The sequence below is a fragment of the Pseudomonas sp. R3.Fl genome (assembly GCF_023516765.1).
Classification (GTDB): Bacteria; Pseudomonadota; Gammaproteobacteria; order Pseudomonadales; family Pseudomonadaceae; genus Pseudomonas; species Pseudomonas citronellolis.
In genome coordinates, this window is the sequence record NZ_JAMGSO010000001.1 from 4,693,321 (window position 1) to 4,714,198 (window position 20,878).

The 20,878-nt window shown below is 62.2% G+C and carries 15 protein-coding genes, 2 tRNA genes and 3 rRNA genes; 14 read left to right on the forward strand and 6 right to left on the reverse strand.

Going from position 1 to position 20,878, the window contains the following annotated elements; genetic code table 11:
* Positions 1–317: 317 nt before the first annotated feature.
* From M8R19_RS20660 to M8R19_RS20670, 3 genes are all read right to left on the reverse strand, one after another.
* Positions 318–1,118 carry a Crp/Fnr family transcriptional regulator gene (locus M8R19_RS20660; RefSeq protein WP_074981391.1) on the reverse strand — a complete coding sequence of 267 codons (801 nt, stop codon included), beginning with the start codon at positions 1,116–1,118 and terminating at the stop codon, positions 318–320.
* A 107-nt stretch (positions 1,119–1,225) separates the two neighbouring features.
* Entirely contained in the window at positions 1,226–1,498 is a 273-nt protein-coding gene (locus tag M8R19_RS20665; protein WP_009612953.1) for a TfoX/Sxy family protein, read from the reverse strand.
* Between the two features lie 209 nt (positions 1,499–1,707).
* A complete protein-coding gene (locus M8R19_RS20670; protein WP_249918764.1) occupies positions 1,708–3,270 on the reverse strand; it encodes a bifunctional aminoglycoside phosphotransferase/ATP-binding protein in 1,563 nt (520 codons plus the stop codon).
* 219 nt (positions 3,271–3,489) lie between these two features.
* Here M8R19_RS20670 and mrcB point away from each other — a divergent pair, with 219 nt between their 5' ends.
* From mrcB to M8R19_RS20685, 3 genes are read left to right on the forward strand one after another with little or no spacing between them, the layout of a single operon-like run.
* Positions 3,490–5,811, forward strand: a complete 2,322-nt coding sequence (gene mrcB, locus M8R19_RS20675) for a penicillin-binding protein 1B (RefSeq protein WP_074981396.1) — start codon at positions 3,490–3,492, stop codon at positions 5,809–5,811.
* A 16-nt stretch (positions 5,812–5,827) separates the two neighbouring features.
* Positions 5,828–6,658, forward strand: a complete 831-nt coding sequence (locus tag M8R19_RS20680; protein WP_249918765.1) for a tetratricopeptide repeat protein — start codon at positions 5,828–5,830, stop codon at positions 6,656–6,658.
* Positions 6,658–6,987 (forward strand): YqcC family protein, encoded by a 330-nt coding sequence (locus tag M8R19_RS20685; RefSeq protein ID WP_009612949.1) that lies wholly within the window; start codon positions 6,658–6,660, stop codon positions 6,985–6,987. The genes M8R19_RS20680 and M8R19_RS20685 overlap by 1 nt, the downstream gene beginning before the upstream one ends.
* Before the next feature lie 18 nt (positions 6,988–7,005).
* On the opposite strand, the gene M8R19_RS20690 is transcribed toward M8R19_RS20685, so the two are convergent.
* On the reverse strand, positions 7,006–7,452 hold the full coding sequence (locus M8R19_RS20690) for a DUF4124 domain-containing protein (RefSeq protein WP_009612942.1): 447 nt from the start codon (positions 7,450–7,452) through the stop codon (positions 7,006–7,008).
* 402 nt (positions 7,453–7,854) lie between these two features.
* On the opposite strand from M8R19_RS20690, the gene M8R19_RS20695 reads away from it, so the two are divergent.
* From M8R19_RS20695 to msrQ, 6 genes are all read left to right on the forward strand, one after another.
* Positions 7,855–9,585, forward strand: coding sequence for an acetolactate synthase 3 large subunit (locus tag M8R19_RS20695; RefSeq protein ID WP_249918766.1), 1,731 nt, complete (start codon positions 7,855–7,857; stop codon positions 9,583–9,585).
* 2 nt (positions 9,586–9,587) lie between these two features.
* Complete coding sequence (ilvN, locus tag M8R19_RS20700; protein ID WP_009612939.1) at positions 9,588–10,079, forward strand: acetolactate synthase small subunit; 492 nt, start codon at positions 9,588–9,590, stop codon at positions 10,077–10,079.
* Positions 10,080–10,125: 46 nt separating this feature from the next.
* Positions 10,126–11,142, forward strand: coding sequence for a ketol-acid reductoisomerase (gene ilvC / locus M8R19_RS20705; protein WP_074981404.1), 1,017 nt, complete (start codon positions 10,126–10,128; stop codon positions 11,140–11,142).
* Between the two features lie 140 nt (positions 11,143–11,282).
* Complete coding sequence (gene pssA / locus M8R19_RS20710; protein ID WP_249918767.1) at positions 11,283–12,101, forward strand: CDP-diacylglycerol--serine O-phosphatidyltransferase; 819 nt, start codon at positions 11,283–11,285, stop codon at positions 12,099–12,101.
* Positions 12,102–12,163: 62 nt separating this feature from the next.
* The gene (gene msrP / locus M8R19_RS20715) at positions 12,164–13,177 is read left to right on the forward strand and encodes a protein-methionine-sulfoxide reductase catalytic subunit MsrP (protein WP_249918768.1); all 1,014 of its coding nucleotides are present in this window, start codon (positions 12,164–12,166) and stop codon (positions 13,175–13,177) included.
* 5 nt (positions 13,178–13,182) lie between these two features.
* Positions 13,183–13,791 (forward strand): protein-methionine-sulfoxide reductase heme-binding subunit MsrQ, encoded by a 609-nt coding sequence (msrQ, locus tag M8R19_RS20720; protein WP_249920203.1) that lies wholly within the window; start codon positions 13,183–13,185, stop codon positions 13,789–13,791.
* 126 nt (positions 13,792–13,917) lie between these two features.
* Here msrQ and M8R19_RS20725 read toward each other — a convergent pair whose 3' ends face one another.
* Complete coding sequence (locus M8R19_RS20725; RefSeq protein WP_249918769.1) at positions 13,918–14,190, reverse strand: hypothetical protein; 273 nt, start codon at positions 14,188–14,190, stop codon at positions 13,918–13,920.
* 136 nt (positions 14,191–14,326) lie between these two features.
* Here M8R19_RS20725 and M8R19_RS20730 point away from each other — a divergent pair.
* The 5 genes from M8R19_RS20730 (at position 14,327) to rrf (ending at position 19,484) form a co-directional block, all read left to right on the forward strand.
* Positions 14,327–15,863 (forward strand): 16S ribosomal RNA (locus M8R19_RS20730).
* A gap of 64 nt (positions 15,864–15,927) precedes the next feature.
* Positions 15,928–16,004, forward strand: a tRNA-Ile gene (locus M8R19_RS20735).
* Positions 16,005–16,031: 27 nt separating this feature from the next.
* Positions 16,032–16,107, forward strand: a tRNA-Ala gene (locus M8R19_RS20740).
* Positions 16,108–16,343: 236 nt separating this feature from the next.
* Positions 16,344–19,234: ribosomal RNA gene (locus M8R19_RS20745) — 23S ribosomal RNA — on the forward strand.
* Between the two features lie 134 nt (positions 19,235–19,368).
* Positions 19,369–19,484: ribosomal RNA gene (gene rrf, locus M8R19_RS20750) — 5S ribosomal RNA — on the forward strand.
* The 16S, 23S and 5S rRNA genes sit together here with 2 tRNA genes alongside, the layout of an rRNA operon.
* Positions 19,485–19,923: 439 nt before the next feature.
* Here the strand turns inward: rrf and M8R19_RS20755 are convergent.
* The gene (locus M8R19_RS20755; RefSeq protein ID WP_249918770.1) at positions 19,924–20,673 is read right to left on the reverse strand and encodes a substrate-binding periplasmic protein; all 750 of its coding nucleotides are present in this window, start codon (positions 20,671–20,673) and stop codon (positions 19,924–19,926) included.
* Between the last annotated feature and the right edge of the window lie 205 nt (positions 20,674–20,878).

Below are 20,878 nucleotides of genomic sequence, written 5' to 3' on the forward strand. Positions count from 1 at the left end.
CATTCGCGAGTCAATACTTTTTTCATCGCCCCGGCAATTTCCGGCGAACGGTCAGAGGGAAGGGGCCCTGGAAAAAACGCGGGCAAAAAAAAGACCCGGCGATGAGCCGGGTCGAAAACCGTGATTAGCCTGATGAGGAGATAACCTGAGTGTCCGACTGCGGTAGGGCTCTCAGCTTACCCGCCGACCTCGCGGCCAGCTGTGGTAATAATAACTATTATCATTTGTGAGTCAACAGCATTTCGCAAAAAAAAGTCCGCCCTGCAGAAATGACGAAGCCCGGCACATGGCCGGGCTTCGTCTGGACCGGGCTTCGGCTAGCCGGCGCCGAGTTGCAGGCGCAGCTGGGTGACCTCGCGGTTGAGCAGGTCGATGCGCCGGGCCATGCCCTCGATCAGGCTGTGGGCGATGCGCGGGTTGCTCTGCATCAGGCTGAGGAACTGGTCCTTGGGGATCACCATCACGGTGCAGGGTTCGCTGGCGACCACGCTGGCGCTGCGCTTCTCGCCGGTGAACACGGCCATGGCGCCGAAGATCTCGTCCTTCTGCACGTCGCCGACCTTTTGCCCGTCGACGAAGGCCTCGGCGTGACCCTCGATGATGATGAACACGTGCTCGGCATCGTCGCCCTGCTGGATCAACTGGTCGCCGGCGGCGAAGTGGCGGAAGCCGGTGGACGGGCGGATGTCCGGCTGCTTGAGGTGTGCCAGGGCGTCGGAAAGCAGGGCGGTGTGGCCGATCAGGTAGTGCAGGAAGAGTTCCTGGCGCTGCTCGTCGGCGTGGATGTGGTGGAACACGTCGCTGCGCGAATAGGGCACCAGGCACAACGGCTCGTCGCTGGTGTAGCGGCACGGCGGCAGGTCGATGCCCTGGCGCAGTCCCACCAGGTCGCCCTCCTGCAGGTAGAACAGCGGGCGTTCGTCGACCAGCGCGTGGAGCAGGCCGTTCTCGATCAGGAACAGCTGCTGGTTCGGCAGCTCGGCCGACAGGTCGTCGGTACGTTCCAGGCGGATGGGCTCCGCGCAGGGGGCGAGGCCGGAAAGCAGCTGGGCGGGAATCCCCTGCAGACGGCTGATCAGCTGGTCGGCATAGGCCGGTTGTTCACCGAGTAGGTACATGGGCCGTAATTCCTTGGACGGACGTTGGCGGTCGGGGCGCACGAAGGGCCCTGAAACGATAGGGTTCTGGCCCGCGGCCGTAAATCATTTCCTGGAAGGCTTGTGAGCTAACTCTGATTCCTTTGAGGAAAAGTCTCCAATTGGCCCAATAGTTCGGCCTTGTGCGCCGGCGGCAGGTCGTTCCAATGGACGTCCAGCAGGGCGCCCTCGATGGCGTAGAGCAGCACCTTGGAGGCCCGGAAGCCGCGGGCCCGAACGGCGCGGTAGGCGCCGACCGCCCCCAGGCGGCGGAGGTCGGAGGCGTTGTGGATGCCCACGGCGTGCAGCCATTGGGCCGAGGTCTTGCCGAGATTCTTCAGATGCAGCAGTTCGTCGTTCATCGTCGGTCCTTGCGATGCGGCACACGGGGTGGGTCATGCATGGCGGCGAGGGCCGTGAACTGCTGGAGACGGCCGGCTCACTTGACGATGAAGTGTAGCGGGCCCTTGGCGGGGTAATGTGGCTTTGTGACATCGGCGGGCGCGAAAGTGCCCTTGGCGTGACGAACGGCAGCCCGGGCATCGATCGTGCCCGGGCTGCGTCGAGGGGGTCAGATGCCCGGCAGGCGCTGGCGGATGCTGCCCACCAGGGTGTCGAGGCTGGCGCTGTCCTGGGTGTCGACGCGCTTGCTGTGGGCTTGCTCGTCGGCGTCCAGGGCTTCGCGTCCGGCCTGCTGGGCCTGCACCACTTCGAGGGTGGCGTCGGACGGGTCGCCGCCTTGCGCTTGGCGCTGGGCCAGCCAGCCGGCGATCACGCTTTCCGGCGCCTGGCAGTCGAGGATCAGGTAGGGCACCCCGGTGTCGTCGGCGATATGGCGCGCGGCCTGGCGCTGGGCGTGCTTGAGGAAGGTGGCGTCGAGCACCACCGGGTAGCCGGCGCGGAGGATGTCGCCGGCCAGGGCGTTGAGGCGCTCGTAGGTGGCCGCGCTGGATTCGGCATTGTAGATGCCGCCTTGCAGGGCGCCGCGCTGGGCTTGCTGCTGTTCGCCGAACAGGCGCTTGCGCTCCACGTCCGAGCGCAGGCGGATGGCGCCCAGGGCCTCGACCAGGCGCAGCGCCACCGAGCTCTTGCCCACCGCGGAAACGCCCATGGTCAGAGCCAGGAAGCGCGAGGGGATGGCGCTGTAGCTCTCCGCCAGGTTGGCGTAGTTGCGGTACTGGCGCAGGGTCGCGGCCTTCTGCACGGCGTCGTTCTGGTGGGCCAGGCTGAACAGGGCGATCTTGGCCCGCACCAGGGCGCGGTAGGCCTTGTAGAAGTTGAGGATTTCCAGGGACTGGTAGTCGCCGGTCTGCTCCAGGTACTGGCTGACGAAGCGCCGCGAATGGCACTTCAGACCGCGGTCCTCGAGGTCCATGGCGAGGAAGGCGTAGTCGGCGCAGACGTCGGTGAAGCGGAACGGCTCGTTGAACTCGATGCAGTCGAACAGCACCACCTGGCCGTCGATCAGCGCGGCGTTGCCCAGGTGGATGTCGCCGTGGCATTCGCGGATGAAGCCGTTCGCCTTGCGCGCCTGCAGCAGCGATTCCAGACGGTCGTAGGAGCTTTCGGCCCAGGCTTCCAGGGCGTCCAGCTGCAGCAGGTCGGCCTTGTCGCTGAGCAGCGGGCGGATCTGTTCGAAGTTCTGCCGCACCGGCGCCATCACCGCCTCGGCCGAGCCCAGCGGGTTGTCCTGCGGCACCTGCGGGGTGCGCAGGTGGAAGCCGGCGATCTGCTTCGCCAGGGCGTCGATGTGCTCGGAGGTCAGCTCGCCGCGCGCCTGCACCTCGCTGAGCAGGGCGTTCTGCGGGAATTCGCGGCACTTGAGCGCGTATTCGATCGCCGGGCCTTCGCCGCCCAGTTGTGGCGCGGCCTCGCTGCCGGTGATCGGCAGCACTTCCAGGTACAGGCCTTCGGTGAGGCGCTGGTTCAGGCGCAGTTCTTCCTCGCAGAAATGCTTGCGCGCCGCGAGGTCGGTGAAGTCGAGGAAGCCGAAGTTCACCGGCTTCTTGATCTTGTAAACGTACTGGCCGGTGAGCAGGACCCAGGAAATGTGGGTTTCGATGACCCGCACCTGCTCCACCGGGTGGGGGTACAGGGCAGGGTTCTGCAGGGCAGCGATCAGAGTCTGGCTCACGGGATATTGTCCTTGGCTGTCCGGATTCGGGAGGCAGGCATTATGGCGGCATCGCCGGTGGCTGCAAACTTGCCTGGCGCCGCAGGCAACCAATCGGCTGCCCGCTGGTCGAAGCTGCGTCGCTTTGGCCGGGGCACTTCCGCGCGCCTGCGACAGAGCCCGGACACCGCCTCGCGCGGCGTCTGTCCCCTGTGGATAAAGTACGTATAATGCGCCGCCATGACGCGTCCCCGATCCCCCCGTTCCCGTAAGAATCAAAAGTCCGCTCCGTCGCGCAAGTGGCTGGGCTGGCTGCTCAAACTCAGCCTCGTCGGCCTGGTCGTGCTGGCCGGTTTCGCCGTGTACCTCGATGCGGTCGTGCAGGAGAAGTTCTCCGGCAAGCGCTGGACCATCCCGGCCAAGGTCTATGCCCGGCCGCTGGAGCTGTTCGTCGGCCTGAAGCTGAACAAGGACGACTTCCTCCAAGAGCTCGGCGCCCTGGGTTACCGACGCGATGGCACGGTCAGCGGCCCGGGCATGGTGGCCGTGTCCGGCGGCACGGTCGACCTCAATACCCGCGGCTTCCAGTTCTACGAGGGCGCCGAGCCCGCGCAGCGCATCCGCGTGCGTTTCTCCGGCGACTACGTGGCCGGCCTGTCCCGCGCCGACGGTTCCAAGCTGGACGTCGCGCGCATGGAGCCGCTGCTGATCGGCGGCATGTACCCCTCGCACAACGAAGACCGCATCCTCATCAAGCTGGACGAGGTGCCGCCGTACCTGGTCGACACCCTGGTGGCGGTGGAAGACCGCGACTTCTGGTCCCACCACGGCGTCTCGCTGAAGTCCATCGCCCGCGCCGTCTGGGTCAACGCCAGCGCCGGGCAGCTGCGCCAGGGCGGCAGCACCCTGACCCAGCAGCTGGTGAAGAACTTCTTCCTGACCAACGAACGCAGCCTCAGCCGCAAGCTCACCGAAGCCATGATGGCGGTGCTGCTGGAGCTGCACTACGACAAGCGCGAGATCCTCGAGGGCTACCTCAACGAAGTGTTCCTCGGCCAGGATGGCCAGCGTTCGGTGAACGGCTTCGGTCTGGCCAGCCAGTACTTCTTCAGCCAGCCGCTGTCCGAGCTCAAGCTGCCGCAGATCGCGTTGCTGGTGGGTATGGTCAAGGGGCCGTCCTACTACAATCCGCGGCGCAACCCGGAGCGCGCCATGGAGCGGCGCAACGTGGTGCTCGACGTGCTCGCCGAGCAGGGCGTGATCACCCCCGAGCAGGCCGCGGCGGCCAAGCAGGCTCCCCTGGGCGTGACGCGCCAGGGCAGCATGGCCAACAGCTCGTACCCGGCGTTCCTCGACCTGGTGAAGCGCCAGCTGCGCCAGGACTACCGCGAGGAAGACCTGACCGAGGAAGGTCTGCGCATCTTCACCAGCTTCGACCCCATCCTGCAGTACAAGGCGGAAACCGCGGTCACCGAGACCTTCAAGCGCTTCGCCGGGCGCAAGGGCCTGGACCAGACGGAAACCGCGATGGTCGTGACCAACCCGGAGACCGGCGAAGTGCAGGCGCTGATCGGCAGCCGCGATTCGCGCTTCGCCGGCTTCAACCGCGCGGTGGACGCCACCCGGCCGATCGGTTCGCTGGTCAAGCCGGCGGTCTACCTGACCGCCCTCGAACGGCCCAGCCAGTACACCCTGACCACCTGGATCCAGGACCAGCCGTTCTCCATCAAGGGCAAGGACGGCCAGGTGTGGACGCCGAAGAACTACGAAGGCAGCTCCAACGGCACCATCTTCCTCTACCAGGGGCTGGCGCGTTCGCTGAACCTGTCCACCGCCAAGCTGGGCCTGGACCTGGGCGTGCCCAACGTGCTCAAGACCCTCGAACGCCTGGGCGTGCAGGTGGACTGGCCGGCCTACCCGTCGATGCTGCTGGGCGCCGGCGCCATGACGCCGATGCAGGTGGCGACCATGTACCAGACCATCGCCAGCGGCGGCTTCAATACCCCGCTGCGCAGCATCCGCAGCGTGGTCGCCGCCGACGGCCAGCCGCTCAAGCGCTATCCGTTCCAGGTCCAGCAGCGCTTCGACTCGGGCTCCATCTACCTGCTGCAGAACGCCATGCAGCGGGTGATGCGCGAGGGCACCGCGCGCTCGGCCTACAACCAGCTGCCGTCGAACCTGACCCTGGCGGGCAAGACCGGCACCACCAACGATTCCCGCGACAGCTGGTTCTCCGGCTTCGGCCAGGACCTGCTGGCGGTGGTCTGGCTGGGCCGCGACGACAACGGCAAGACGCCTTTCACCGGCGCTACCGGCGCATTGCAGATCTGGACCAGTTTCATGCGCAAGGCCGACCCCCTGCCGCTGGACATGCCGATGCCGGATAATGTCAGCATGGCCTGGGTCGATCCGCGTACCGGCCAGGGCAGCGACGCCAATTGTCCGGGCGCCGTGCAGATGCCCTATATTCGCGGAAGCGAGCCGGCGCCGGGCGCCGGCTGTGGCAACAACCAGACGCCGGCCGGCGAGGTCATGGACTGGGTCCGTGGCTGGCTGAACTGAGGCGAGAGGATTCGAAGTGAAAAACGCGTGGTTTGCCGTGGCTGCCGCCGCGGCCGTGCTGTCCGGCTGCGCTTCCCCGCAGCAGGGCGCTATCCCGGTGCGGGATTCCGGCACCTCGGTGTCCAACCAGGAGCGGGTCGGCTATTCCAATGCCAACCGCCCGGCCAATGCCAACACCGCGCCGAGCGCGGCATCGCAGCCGGCGGGTGATTCCGGCGTGACCGTGATGGTACCCCAGGATGCCGGCATGGCACCGATCCAGACCTTCCCGGCGCAGACTGGCGCAGCGCCGATCTCCACCGCCCCGATCACCCCGGGCGTGCAGTCCGGCAGCGTCCCGGCGGCGCCCGTCGGCAGCGCGCCGAGCAACATCAGCGCCACCGGCGGCTTCAGCCAGCAGACCTACCAGCAGCCGGTCTACCGGCAGCAACAGCCCAGCTACCAGCAGCAGGCTCCGGCCGCGCCGGTGCAGGCGCCGTCCGGCATTCCCTCGCGCAACGCACCGCTGGCCGCCGACGAGCAGCTCGATGGCCCGGTCCTGGCTCTACTCACCACTGCCCAGCAACAGCAGGGCGGCGGCGACCTCAACGGCGCCTCGGCCAGCCTGGAGCGCGCCCAGCGCATCGCCCCGCGCGAGCCGCAGGTGCTCTACAAGCTCGCCCAGGTGCGCCTGGCCCAGGGCGACGCCGCCCAGGCCGAGCAGGTGGCGCGCCGCGGCCTGTCGCTGGCCAATGGCCGGCCGACGCTGCAGGCCAGCCTGTGGGACGTGATCGCCAAGGCCCGCGAGGCCCAGGGTGACGCGGCCGGCGCGGCTACCGCGCGGCAGAACGCCAAGGCAACGCTGTGATGGACGATCGCCTGCCGGCCGTGGCCGACCAGCTCCTGCTGATCGAGCGGGAGCTGCGCGCGCTGTCGCTGTGGGGGGAACAGCCGCCCTCGGAGGAGGCGCTGGCCAGCCAGGAGCCGTTCTGCGTGGATACGCTGGAGCTGGAGGAATGGCTGCAGTGGATCTTCCTGCCGCGCATGAAGCTGATCATCGAGACGGGCGCGCAGCTGCCGCGCGCCTCGGGCATCCGCGCCATCGCCGAAATGGTCTACGTGGACGAGGGCGAGCACATGCACGCCCTGTTCGAGGCCCTGGGCGAGTTCGACCGGCTGATCGGCGAGGCGCCCTGAGCCGCGCCTACGCGTCGGTCAGTTGCAGTTCTTCTGCAGGTCCTGCTCGGTCTGGGTGATGCGGGCCTGCCGCTCTTCTTCCGGGATGCGCCGCATCTCGCCGTCGTCGTCGGCCACCCGCACCCGCGGGTTGTTCTTCAATTGCGCCAGGTTGGTCCGCAGGGTGTCGCAGTAGCGCGCGCGCTCGGCCTCCTGCTGGGCGACCTCCTGGCGCACCTTCTCGTCGGCGGCCTTCTGCTTGTCGCTGGCCGAAGGCGCCGGCGCGGGAGCCGGCCTGGGCGGCAGCGGGAAGCCCGAGGGCGGCGGGGCGACCTTGGTGTCCACGGTGGCGGCTTCGGCGCCCTGCGGCGGCTGCGCGCCAAAATGCGTGACGCCCTGGGCGTCGACCCACTTGTATACCTGGGCGGCCATCAGCGGAGCACTCAGGGCGAACATCAGAGCGCCCATCACAATCGTCCGTCGCATGCGGTTTCGGTCCTTGGATGCGGAAACTGCGGGTAACTATAACCAAAAGTGTCGAGGCGTCCGCAGAGAAAGATCACAACCTGCGTTAGACACAAATCCATATATGGCTTGACTTGACGAGGCCGAATCAGAAGAATCCAAGGTTCGCTGCAGTGGGCCGGCCGCAAGCTGGTTTTACTCGGCAGACAAGAGGCGCTACCCGCGCCGCTAAGTTTCACCCTGCTTCGCGTTACCTCGCGCTGGGTGGAGGCCCTCCGTAACACACCAGGTGCGCCTCCAAGTTCTGCTCATTCGGCAGTCGACGTAGCCGGCGATTACATTCGCCCAATTGTCTGCCGGGCAGCCAACCAAGTTTCGGTCCCCCGCCCCTGGGAGATCGTTTAGCGTTCTAGAGGTGACAACGTGGAGCTTTTATCCGGCGCTGAAATGGTCGTCCGCTCGTTGCGTGACGAAGGCGTTAAGTACATCTACGGGTACCCGGGCGGTGCCCTCCTGCACATCTACGACGCTCTCTTCAAAGAGAACGACGTGACCCACGTCCTCGTGCGTCACGAGCAGGCCGCTACCCACATGGCCGACGGCTATGCGCGCGCCACCGGCAAGCCCGGCGTGGTCCTGGTGACCTCCGGCCCCGGCGCGACCAACGCCATCACCGGCATCGCCACCGCCTACATGGACTCCATCCCGATGGTGGTGATCTCCGGCCAGGTGTCGAGCAACATGGTCGGCACCGACGCCTTCCAGGAAACCGACATGGTCGGCATTTCCCGGCCGATCGTGAAGCACAGCTTCATCATCAAGCACCCTTCGGAAATCCCCGAGGTCATCAAGAAGGCCTTCTACATCGCCCAGTCCGGCCGTCCGGGCCCGGTGGTGATCGACATTCCGAAGGACATGGGCGACCCGACGCAGAAGTTCGAGTACGCCTACCCGAAGAAGGTCAAGCTGCGCTCCTACAGCCCCGCGGTCCGCGGCCACTCCGGCCAGATCCGCAAGGCCGCCGAGCTGCTGCTGGCCGCCAAGCGCCCGATCATCTATTCCGGTGGCGGCGTCATCATGGGCAACGCTTCCGAGCCGCTGACCGAAGTGGCGCGCCTGCTCAACGTCCCGGTGACCAACACCCTCATGGGCCTGGGCGGCTTCCCCGGCAACGACCGCCAGTTCGTCGGCATGCTCGGCATGCACGGCAGCTACACCGCCAACCTGGCGATGCACCACGCGGACGTGATCTTCGCCGTCGGCGCGCGCTTCGATGACCGCGTCATCAACGGCGAGACCGCCGCCAAGTTCTGCCCGAACGCCAAGATCATCCACGTCGACATCGACCCGGCCTCGATCTCCAAGACCGTCAAGGCCGACATCCCGATCGTCGGCCCGGTGGACAGCGTGCTGGCCGAGATGGCCACCATCCTCAAGGAAATCGGCGAGACCCCGAACAAGGAAGCCCTGGCCGCCTGGTGGAAGCAGATCGACGAGTGGCGCGGCAACCGCGGCCTGTTCCCCTACGACAAGGGCGACGGCAGCATCATCAAGCCGCAGAGCGTCATCGAGACCCTCTGGGAAGTCACCGGCGGCGACGCCTTCGTGGCCTCCGACGTGGGCCAGCACCAGATGTTCGCCGCCCAGTACTACCGCTTCAACAAGCCCAACCGCTGGATCAACTCCGGCGGCCTGGGCACCATGGGCTTCGGTTTCCCCGCGGCCATGGGCGTGAAGCTGAACTTCCCGGAGGCCGACGTGGCCTGCGTGACCGGCGAAGGCAGCATCCAGATGAACATCCAGGAGCTGTCGACCTGCCTGCAGTACGACCTGCCGGTGAAGATCGTCAACCTGAACAACGGTGCGCTGGGCATGGTCCGCCAATGGCAGGACATGCAGTACAACAGCCGCTACTCGCACTCCTACATGGAATCCCTGCCTGACTTCGTCAAGCTGGCCGAGGCCTATGGCCACGTCGGTATGCGCATCACCGACCTCAAGGACCTGAAGCCGAAGATGGAAGAGGCGTTCGCCATGAAGAACCGCCTGGTCTTCCTCGACATCCAGGTCGACACCAGCGAGCACGTCTATCCGATGCAGATCCGCGGCGGTTCGATGCGAGACATGTGGCTGAGCAAGACGGAGCGTACCTGATCATGCGACACATCATTTCCCTGCTGCTGGAAAACGAACCCGGCGCGCTGTCCCGCGTGGTCGGCCTGTTCTCCCAGCGCAACTACAACATCGAGACCCTGACCGTGGCGCCGACCGAGGACCCGACCCTGTCGCGCCTCACCCTGACCACGGCCGGGCATGACGAAGTCATCGAGCAGATCACCAAGAACCTCAACAAGCTGATCGAGGTGGTGAAGCTGGTGAACCTGTCGGAAAGCGCCCACATCGAGCGCGAGCTGATGCTGGTGAAGATCAAGGCCACCGGCGCCCAGCGCGCCGAGGTCAAGCGCACCACCGACATCTTCCGCGGTCAGATCGTCGACGTCACCAGCAGCGTCTACACCGTGCAGCTGGCCGGCACCAGCGACAAGCTCGACAGCTTCATCCAGGCCATCGGTACCGCTGCGATCATCGAGACGGTGCGGACCGGCGTGACCGGCATCGCCCGCGGCGACAAGACTCTCAGCATCTGAATTTGAAAGACGGCCCACGAGGCCACTAGACCAGGGGATTACCCAAATGCGCGTTTTCTACGATAAAGACTGTGACCTCTCCATCATCCAGGGCAAGAAAGTTGCCATCATCGGTTACGGTTCCCAGGGCCACGCCCATGCCTGCAACCTGAAAGACTCCGGCGTCGACGTCACCGTCGGCCTGCGTTCGGGCTCGCCGTCCGCCGTCAAGGCGCAGAACCATGGCCTGAAAGTGGCTGACGTGCCGAGCGCCGTCGCCGCCGCCGACCTGGTGATGATCCTGACCCCGGACGAGTTCCAGGGCCGCCTGTACAAGGACGAGATCGAGCCGAACCTGAAGAAGGGCGCTACCCTGGCCTTCGCCCACGGCTTCTCCATTCACTACAACCAGGTCGTACCGCGCGCTGACCTCGATGTGATCATGATCGCGCCGAAGGCCCCGGGCCACACCGTGCGCTCCGAGTTCGTCAAGGGCGGCGGCATCCCTGACCTGATCGCCATCTACCAGGACGCTTCGGGCAATGCCAAGAACGTCGCCCTGTCCTACGCCTGCGGCGTCGGCGGCGGCCGTACCGGCATCATCGAAACCACCTTCAAGGACGAGACCGAAACCGACCTGTTCGGCGAGCAGGCCGTTCTGTGCGGCGGTTGCGTCGAGCTGGTGAAAGCCGGTTTCGAAACCCTGGTCGAAGCCGGCTACGCGCCGGAAATGGCCTACTTCGAGTGCCTGCACGAGCTGAAGCTGATCGTCGACCTCATGTACGAAGGCGGCATCGCCAACATGAACTACTCGATCTCGAACAACGCCGAATACGGCGAGTACGTGACCGGTCCGGAAGTGATCAACGCCGAATCCCGTCAGGCCATGCGCAACGCTCTGAAGCGCATCCAGGACGGCGAATACGCCAAGATGTTCATCTCCGAAGGCGCCACCAACTACCCATCGATGACCGCCAAGCGCCGTAACAACGCCGCTCACGGCATCGAAGTCATCGGTGAGCAGCTGCGCGCCATGATGCCCTGGATCGCTGCCAACAAGATCGTCGACAAGTCCAAGAACTAAGGGCTTAGCGACACTCGAAGAAACGCGGCCCCGGCCGCGTTTTTTCGTTCTTGCGCAGGGTTCTGGTATAAAGCCTGTGCGCCCGGGCGTCCGTGCCCCGCGCTCGATCTTTTTCCGCTGAGTTCCCTAAGGAAGTCTCCATGAGTGAAGGTCCCGAGGAGCCGAACAAGGCCTCCGAAGAAACCGAAAGCCTGCTGCCCATCGACGAGCACGTCGAGGAAGGGCACGACGCCGACGGCCGCAAGGTCCGCCACCGCGGCATCTACCTGCTGCCCAACCTGTTCACCACCGCGGCGCTGTTCACCGGCCTGTACGCCATCATCAACGCCATGAGCGGCGATTTCTCCAATGCCGCCATCGCCATCTTCGTCGCCATGGTCCTGGATGGCCTGGACGGCCGCGTCGCGCGGCTGACCAACACCCAGAGCGCGTTCGGCGCCGAGTACGACTCGCTGTCGGACATGGTCGCCTTCGGCGTGGCCCCGGCGCTGGTCGCCTTCGAATGGGCGCTGAGCAGCCTGGGCAAGGTCGGCTGGATGGTCGCCTTCATCTATGTGGCCGGCGCCGCGCTGCGCCTGGCGCGCTTCAACACCCAGGTGGGCAAGGCCGACAAACGCTACTTCATCGGTCTGGCCAGCCCGGCCGCCGCGGCCCTGGTGGCCGGCACCGTGTGGGCCTTCGCCGACTTCGACATCCAGGGCGCCAAGGTTTCCCTGCTGGTCGCGCTGATGGTTGCCGCCGCCGGCATGCTGATGGTCAGCAACATCAAGTACTACAGCTTCAAGGACCTCGACCTGCGCGGCCGCGTGCCGTTCATGGCGATCCTGATCGTGGTGCTGGCCTTCGCCGTGGTCTTCACCGACCCGCCACGCATCCTGCTGCTGCTGTTCCTCGCTTATGCCGCGTCCGGTCCAGTGCAATACTTGTTGCAATTGCGCCGCCGTCGCCGCCCGAGCTGATGTAATTTCCCCCGGGCTCCGCAGTCTATTGGCGCACACAGCCAGTCGTTGCGGAGCCCGCCATGCTGATCCGTATTGCCCGACCTTCCGCTTGCCACGAGTCGGAAGTCACTCCCGAAGCCCTCTATCTTTCCCGCCGCCGTTTCCTTGCCGCCAGCGCGGCAGGCGCCGCCCTTGCCGGTCTGCCGGCCATGGGGTTGGCCGATCCTTCCCGCTATGCCGAGGTCGAGGCCGCGGCCAGCACGCCGGGCTGGTTCAGCGAAAAGCTGCCCTCGATCAAATGGGATGCCGTCACCGTGCAAGGGGAGAGCATCACCCCCTTCAAGGATGCGACCACTTACAACAACTTCTACGAGTTCGGCCCGGACAAGGGCGACCCGGCTGCCAACGCCGGCGCGCTGAAGACCGAGCCCTGGTCGGTGGTGATCGATGGCGAGGTGGCGAAGCCCGGCAAGTATGCCCTCGAGGACTTCATCAAGCCCTACCAACTGGAAGAGCGCATCTATCGCCTGCGCTGCGTGGAGGCCTGGTCCATGGTCATCCCCTGGATCGGCTTCCCGCTGTCGGAACTGATCAAGCGAGTCGAGCCCACCGGTAACGCCAAGTACCTGCGCTTCGAAACCCTGGTCGATCGCGAGCGCATGCCCGGCGTGCAATCCAACTTCGCCCTGATCGACTGGCCCTACGTGGAGGGCCTGCGGATGGACGAAGCCATGCACCCGCTGGCGATTCTCGTCGTGGGCATGTACGGCCGCATCCTGGCCAACCAGAATGGTGCGCCGCTGCGCCTGATCGTGCCGTGGAAATACGGTTTCAAGGGCGCCAAGTCGATCATCCGCATCAGCTTCGTCGCCGAACAGCCGAAGACCACCTGGGAAAGCCTGGCGCCCGACGAGTACGGCTTCTACGCCAACGTCAACCCGACGGTGGACCACCCGCGCTGGAGCCAGGCTCGCGAGCGGCGCCTGCCCAGCGGACTATTCAGCCCCAATGTTCGTCCCACCCTCATGTTCAACGGCTACGCCGACGAAGTGGCCTCGCTGTACGCGGGGATGGACCTGAGGAAGAACTACTGATGCAGATGCGCAACCCCATCTGGCGCGCCAGCGTATTCCTGCTGGCGCTGTCGCCACCGCTCTATTGGCTGTACCAGGCCTGGATCTTTGCCCTGGGGCCCGATCCGGGCAAGGTGCTGGTCGACAACCTGGGGCAGGGCGGCCTGGTCTTGTTGCTGCTGACCCTGGCCATGACCCCGCTGCAGAAGCTGACGCGCTGGAACGGCTGGATCCTGGTGCGCCGGCAGCTCGGTCTGTGGTGTTTCGCCTATATATGCCTGCACCTGTGCGCCTACTTGGTGTTCATCCTCGGTCTGGACTGGACGCAACTGGGCGTCGAATTACGCAAGCGGCCCTACATCATCGTCGGGACCCTGGGTTTCCTGGGCCTGTTGCCGCTGGCTCTCACCTCTAATAAATACAGCATGCGCAAACTGGGCAGCGGCTGGAAGAAACTGCATCGGCTGGTCTATGTCATTCTCGCCCTGGGGCTTCTGCATATGCTGTGGGTCGTGCGTTCGGACATCGAGCGCTGGTCGCTATATGCAGCCATAGGCGTATTCCTGCTGTTGCTGCGCCTGCCGCCGGTGGCGCGGCAATTGCCGGCGCTGCGGGCCCGTTTCGCATCCCGCTGAAGATTCTTTCAGAAAAGTGTTGACGGGCATTTTGAAGTCCCTATAATGCGCACCACTCCCAGCGACGAAGCGCTGAAAGAGCTTGTAAATCAAGCACTTAAGCAGGTTCGAAGTTGAGAGTGGTGATCAGGCAGGTGATTCACTTGCCGCCTTTGGGTTCGACAGCTGCTCCGGCAGCGAGCCAAAAGGAAGATCGCCGAGGTGCTTGACAGTGAGTTTGATCGCTGTAAAATGCGCCTCCCGCTGACGAGAAGCTCCGGCCGATCGACAGTGCAAGCGGTTGAGTAGGAACGAAAAATTCTGAAAATAACGCTTGACGAAATAAGAGGTTAGCGTAGAATGCGCGGCCTCGGTTGAGACGAGAGAATCAACCAACTGCTCTTTAACAAGTTGAATCAAGCAATTCGTGTGGGTGCTTGTGAGCTAAGACTGGTGATCGCAAGATTATCAGCATCACAAGTAACACTCGTGAATTCGAGAGTTTTTTGCGATTGCTGAGCCAGGTTTAGGGTTTTCTCAAAACCCGATCAGTATTGAACTGAAGAGTTTGATCATGGCTCAGATTGAACGCTGGCGGCAGGCCTAACACATGCAAGTCGAGCGGATGAAGGGAGCTTGCTCCTGGATTCAGCGGCGGACGGGTGAGTAATGCCTAGGAATCTGCCTGGTAGTGGGGGACAACGTTCCGAAAGGAGCGCTAATACCGCATACGTCCTACGGGAGAAAGTGGGGGATCTTCGGACCTCACGCTATCAGATGAGCCTAGGTCGGATTAGCTAGTAGGTGGGGTAATGGCTCACCTAGGCGACGATCCGTAACTGGTCTGAGAGGATGATCAGTCACACTGGAACTGAGACACGGTCCAGACTCCTACGGGAGGCAGCAGTGGGGAATATTGGACAATGGGCGAAAGCCTGATCCAGCCATGCCGCGTGTGTGAAGAAGGTCTTCGGATTGTAAAGCACTTTAAGTTGGGAGGAAGGGCAGTAAGTTAATACCTTGCTGTTTTGACGTTACCAACAGAATAAGCACCGGCTAACTTCGTGCCAGCAGCCGCGGTAATACGAAGGGTGCAAGCGTTAATCGGAATTACTGGGCGTAAAGCGCGCGTAGGTGGTTTGGTAAGATGGATGTGAAATCCCCGGGCTCAACCTGGGAACTGCATCCATAACTGCCTGACTAGAGTACGGTAGAGGGTGGTGGAATTTCCTGTGTAGCGGTGAAATGCGTAGATATAGGAAGGAACACCAGTGGCGAAGGCGACCACCTGGACTGATACTGACACTGAGGTGCGAAAGCGTGGGGAGCAAACAGGATTAGATACCCTGGTAGTCCACGCCGTAAACGATGTCGACTAGCCGTTGGGATCCTTGAGATCTTAGTGGCGCAGCTAACGCGATAAGTCGACCGCCTGGGGAGTACGGCCGCAAGGTTAAAACTCAAATGAATTGACGGGGGCCCGCACAAGCGGTGGAGCATGTGGTTTAATTCGAAGCAACGCGAAGAACCTTACCTGGCCTTGACATGTCCGGAATCCTGCAGAGATGCGGGAGTGCCTTCGGGAATCGGAACACAGGTGCTGCATGGCTGTCGTCAGCTCGTGTCGTGAGATGTTGGGTTAAGTCCCGTAACGAGCGCAACCCTTGTCCTTAGTTACCAGCACGTTATGGTGGGCACTCTAAGGAGACTGCCGGTGACAAACCGGAGGAAGGTGGGGATGACGTCAAGTCATCATGGCCCTTACGGCCAGGGCTACACACGTGCTACAATGGTCGGTACAGAGGGTTGCCAAGCCGCGAGGTGGAGCTAATCCCAGAAAACCGATCGTAGTCCGGATCGCAGTCTGCAACTCGACTGCGTGAAGTCGGAATCGCTAGTAATCGTGAATCAGAATGTCACGGTGAATACGTTCCCGGGCCTTGTACACACCGCCCGTCACACCATGGGAGTGGGTTGCTCCAGAAGTAGCTAGTCTAACCGCAAGGGGGACGGTTACCACGGAGTGATTCATGACTGGGGTGAAGTCGTAACAAGGTAGCCGTAGGGGAACCTGCGGCTGGATCACCTCCTTAATCGAAGATCCTAGCTTACTCATAAGCTCCCACACGAATTGCTTGATTCACTGGTTAGACGATTGGGTCTGTAGCTCAGTTGGTTAGAGCGCACCCCTGATAAGGGTGAGGTCGGCAGTTCGAATCTGCCCAGACCCACCAATTGTTGTGGTGGTGCCTTGATCTGATGGGGCCATAGCTCAGCTGGGAGAGCGCCTGCTTTGCACGCAGGAGGTCAGGAGTTCGATCCTCCTTGGCTCCACCATCTTCCGCAATCGTCGTAAAGCTCAGACAGGAATGTTCGATAGAACGAACCTTGCTGTCTGGTCTTTGTACCGGAACCGTTCTTTAAAAATTTGGGTATGTGATAGAAGTAGACTGAATGATCTCTTTCACTGGTGATCATTCAAGTCAAGGTAAAATTTGCGAGTTCAAGCGCGAATTTTCGGCGAATGTCGTCTTCACGTTCGAGACGTATGACCAGATTGCTTGGGGTTATATGGTCAAGTGAAGAAGCGCATACGGTGGATGCCTTGGCAGTCAGAGGCGATGAAAGACGTGGTAGCCTGCGATAAGCTTCGGGGAGTCGGCAAACAGACTTTGATCCGGAGATCTCTGAATGGGGGAACCCAGCCAGCACAAGCTGGTTATCATACACTGAATCCATAGGTGTGTGAGGCGAACCAGGGGAACTGAAACATCTAAGTACCCTGAGGAACAGAAATCAACCGAGATTCCCTTAGTAGTGGCGAGCGAACGGGGACTAGCCCTTAAGCTTCTTAGAATCTAACAGAACGCTCTGGAAAGTGCGGCCATAGTGGGTGATAGCCCCGTATGTGAAAGGTTCTAGGAAGTGAAATCGAGTAGGACGGCGCACGTGAAACGTTGTCTGAACATGGGGGGACCATCCTCCAAGGCTAAATACTACTGACTGACCGATAGTGAACCAGTACCGTGAGGGAAAGGCGAAAAGAACCCCGGAGAGGGGAGTGAAATAGAACCTGAAACCGTATGCGTACAAGCAGTGGGAGCCCACTTTGTTGGGTGACTGCGTACCTTTTGTATAATGGGTCAGCGACTTATATTCAGTGGCGAGCTTAACCGAATAGGGGAGGCGTAGCGAAAGCGAGTCTTAATAGGGCGTTTAGTCGCTGGGTATAGACCCGAAACCGGGCGATCTATCCATGAGCAGGTTGAAGGTTAGGTAACACTGACTGGAGGACCGAACCCACTCCCGTTGAAAAGGTAGGGGATGACTTGTGGATCGGAGTGAAAGGCTAATCAAGCTCGGAGATAGCTGGTTCTCCTCGAAAGCTATTTAGGTAGCGCCTCACGTATCACTCCAGGGGGTAGAGCACTGTTTCGGCTAGGGGGTCATCCCGACTTACCAAACCGATGCAAACTCCGAATACCTGGAAGTGTCAGCGTGGGAGACACACGGCGGGTGCTAACGTCCGTCGTGAAAAGGGAAACAACCCAGACCGTCAGCTAAGGTCCCAAAGTTGTGGTTAAGTGGTAAACGATGTGGGAAGGCTTAGACAGCTAGGAGGTTGGCTTAGAAGCAGCCACCCTTTAAAGAAAGCGTAATAGCTCACTAGTCGAGTCGGCCTGCGCGGAAGATGTAACGGGGCTCAAACCACACACCGAAGCTACGGGTGCATCGTAAGATGCGCGGTAGAGGAGCGTTCTGTAAGCCTGTGAAGGTGAGTTGAGAAGCTTGCTGGAGGTATCAGAAGTGCGAATGCTGACATGAGTAACGACAATGGGAGTGAAAAACTCCCACGCCGAAAGACCAAGGGTTCCTGCGCAACGTTAATCGACGCAGGGTTAGTCGGCCCCTAAGGCGAGGCAGAAATGCGTAGTCGATGGGAAACAGGTTAATATTCCTGTACTTCTAGTTACTGCGATGGAGGGACGGAGAAGGCTAGGCCAGCTTGGCGTTGGTTGTCCAAGTTTAAGGTTGTAGGCTGGACACTTAGGCAAATCCGGGTGTTCAAGGCCGAGAGCTGATGACGAGCTTTCTTTTAGAGAGCGAAGTGGTTGATGCCATGCTTCCAGGAAAAGCTTCTAAGCTTCAGGTAACTAGGAACCGTACCCGAAACCGACACAGGTGGTCGGGTAGAGAATACCAAGGCGCTTGAGAGAACTCGGGTGAAGGAACTAGGCAAAATGGCACCGTAACTTCGGGAGAAGGTGCGCCGGTGAGGGTGAAGTATTTACTGCGTAAGCCCACGCCGGTCGAAGATACCAGGCCGCTGCGACTGTTTATTAAAAACACAGCACTCTGCAAACACGAAAGTGGACGTATAGGGTGTGACGCCTGCCCGGTGCCGGAAGGTTAATTGATGGGGTTAGCGAAAGCGAAGCTCTTGATCGAAGCCCCGGTAAACGGCGGCCGTAACTATAACGGTCCTAAGGTAGCGAAATTCCTTGTCGGGTAAGTTCCGACCTGCACGAATGGCGTAACGATGGCGGCGCTGTCTCCACCCGAGACTCAGTGAAATTGAAATCGCTGTGAAGATGCAGTGTATCCGCGGCTAGACGGAAAGACCCCGTGAACCTTTACTGTAGCTTTGCACTGGACTTTGAGCCTGCTTGTGTAGGATAGGTGGGAGGCTTTGAAGCGTGGACGCCAGTTCGCGTGGAGCCAACCTTGAAATACCACCCTGGCATGCTTGAGGTTCTAACTCTGATCCGTTATCCGGATCGAGGACAGTGTATGGTGGGCAGTTTGACTGGGGCGGTCTCCTCCTAAAGAGTAACGGAGGAGTACGAAGGTGCGCTCAGACCGGTCGGAAATCGGTCGCAGAGTATAAAGGCAAAAGCGCGCTTGACTGCGAGACAGACACGTCGAGCAGGTACGAAAGTAGGTCTTAGTGATCCGGTGGTTCTGTATGGAAGGGCCATCGCTCAACGGATAAAAGGTACTCCGGGGATAACAGGCTGATACCGCCCAAGAGTTCATATCGACGGCGGTGTTTGGCACCTCGATGTCGGCTCATCACATCCTGGGGCTGAAGCCGGTCCCAAGGGTATGGCTGTTCGCCATTTAAAGTGGTACGCGAGCTGGGTTTAGAACGTCGTGAGACAGTTCGGTCCCTATCTGCCGTGGACGTTTGAGATTTGAGAGGGGCTGCTCCTAGTACGAGAGGACCGGAGTGGACGAACCTCTGGTGTTCCGGTTGTCACGCCAGTGGCACTGCCGGGTAGCTATGTTCGGAATAGATAACCGCTGAAAGCATCTAAGCGGGAAACTAGCCTCAAGATGAGATCTCACTGGGAACTTGATTCCCCTGAAGGGCCGTCGAAGACTACGACGTTGATAGGTCGGGTGTGTAAGCGCTGTGAGGCGTTGAGCTAACCGATACTAATTGCCCGTGAGGCTTGACCATATAACACCCAAACAATTTGTGTGTTAGACGGTGAAGTCGACGAACCGAAAGTTCGTGTGAACCGCAAAGAAGATCTGTCACATACCCGAATCTGGATGAGCGTGTGCGCAAGCCACGAGCATCCGAAAGAATTGCTTGACGACCATAGAGCGTTGGAACCACCTGATCCCATCCCGAACTCAGCAGTGAAACGACGCATCGCCGATGGTAGTGTGGGGTTTCCCCATGTGAGAGTAGGTCATCGTCAAGCACCTATCCCAAAACCCCTGATCAGCCTGGCTGGTCGGGGGTTTTGCTTTTGGGCGCGGAAAAGCCGGGGCGATGGGAGCAGATACCCGCGCCATTGCATTCCCCTTGTAGGAGCGCGCCCTGCGCGCGATATCGCGGGCAGGGCCCGCTCCTACAGTGGGGCGGGGCCATGGTGATGGGTATCGCTGCGCTCAACGCCATCCTACGAGGGTGTGTCTCCTGCGCCCGTAGGAGCAATTGTCTACGGGCTGTGCCGAGGTGCTCTTCGTAGGAGCGAGCTTGCTCGCGAATGAGCCCCGTGGCGGAGTCTGTTCGCGAGCAAGAACTAGGCGTCCCCCTCGCTCCTACGAAAAGACATGTTCGCCGGCAACGTAGGAGCGGACTCTGTCCGCGATTCGCGCCCATGGGGCGCTCCTACACGGAACGCCCCCGCCCCGGCCCTAGTTCAGCTCTACCTTCTCCCCCTTCGCACTCAACTGCTCGAATGCCTGGTCCAGGCGCTGGCGGAGTTGTTCGGCATCGGGCGTGCGACGGGAGACGATGAGTTTCAACGGTAGACGGTAGAGGGTGTCGTAGGCCAGCGGCGGCAGGCCGGCGGCGTTGCGGGCTTCTTCCACCGGGGCCTGGTAGTCCAGCAGGTAGTCGCCGCGGTCGCGCAGCAGCATCTGCAGCGCCGCGCTGTGGGTGGTGGTGCGGTGGACCTCCAGGTTGAGCCGCGGGTCGTCCAGCAACTGGGTGGCGGGCCGCCAGTAGCTGTAGCCGCTGATCAGGATCACCCGGCTGCCGGCCAGGCCCTGGGGCAGGCGCGGGGCGGGATGGGACGCCAGGCGATAGAGGTTGAGGGTGACTTGGCCGAGCACGTGCTCGCACTCCAGGGTGCTTTCGGCCAGCTCGGGCTTGCCGGGGGCCCCGGCCCACAGTTGTACGCTGCCATCGCGCAGGCCCTGGTAGAGGCGGGCACTGGGCAGGGCCCGGAGTTCGGCGCGGTAGCCTGCCTGGCGCAGCAGCTTGCGGATCAGCTCGGCACCTTCGCCCTGGGTGCTGCCGTCATCGTCGGTATAGATGTACGGCGGGAACTCGTAATAGCCGACCGCCAGCGACTGGGGGCCACCGGCTGGGCCTGGCAGGGCATGGGCCAGCGACGCCGGAAGCAGCGATGAGGCCAATGGGAACAGGAGTTTCTTGAGCATTGCTGCGCCGCACCTTTATCGTTCTTGTGTTGGTGTCTGCATTGAGCATGAGTCGCCAACCGGGGCTTGTCCAGTCCGCGGCCGGCAAAGCGGCGGCGACATTCAAGGGCTGCGACCAGCGGCACACGGGGCAGCCGGAGCGTGACCGCCACGGGGCTATGCTTGAGGGGCAACCGGCCGCACCCGCGCCTGGCCGAGGGCTCTG

Coding starts and splice junctions, on each gene's coding strand:
- M8R19_RS20660 (WP_074981391.1), bottom strand. CDS start 1,118: ATGTACCTACTCGGTGAACAACCGGCCTATGCCGACCAGCTGATCAGC.
- M8R19_RS20665 (WP_009612953.1), bottom strand. CDS start 1,498: ATGAACGACGAACTGCTGCATCTGAAGAATCTCGGCAAGACCTCGGCC.
- mrcB (WP_074981396.1), top strand. CDS start 3,490: ATGACGCGTCCCCGATCCCCCCGTTCCCGTAAGAATCAAAAGTCCGCT.
- M8R19_RS20685 (WP_009612949.1), top strand. CDS start 6,658: ATGGACGATCGCCTGCCGGCCGTGGCCGACCAGCTCCTGCTGATCGAG.
- M8R19_RS20690 (WP_009612942.1), bottom strand. CDS start 7,452: ATGCGACGGACGATTGTGATGGGCGCTCTGATGTTCGCCCTGAGTGCT.
- ilvN (WP_009612939.1), top strand. CDS start 9,588: ATGCGACACATCATTTCCCTGCTGCTGGAAAACGAACCCGGCGCGCTG.
- ilvC (WP_074981404.1), top strand. CDS start 10,126: ATGCGCGTTTTCTACGATAAAGACTGTGACCTCTCCATCATCCAGGGC.
- pssA (WP_249918767.1), top strand. CDS start 11,283: ATGAGTGAAGGTCCCGAGGAGCCGAACAAGGCCTCCGAAGAAACCGAA.
- msrP (WP_249918768.1), top strand. CDS start 12,164: ATGCTGATCCGTATTGCCCGACCTTCCGCTTGCCACGAGTCGGAAGTC.
- msrQ (WP_249920203.1), top strand. CDS start 13,183: ATGCGCAACCCCATCTGGCGCGCCAGCGTATTCCTGCTGGCGCTGTCG.
- M8R19_RS20755 (WP_249918770.1), bottom strand. CDS start 20,673: ATGCTCAAGAAACTCCTGTTCCCATTGGCCTCATCGCTGCTTCCGGCG.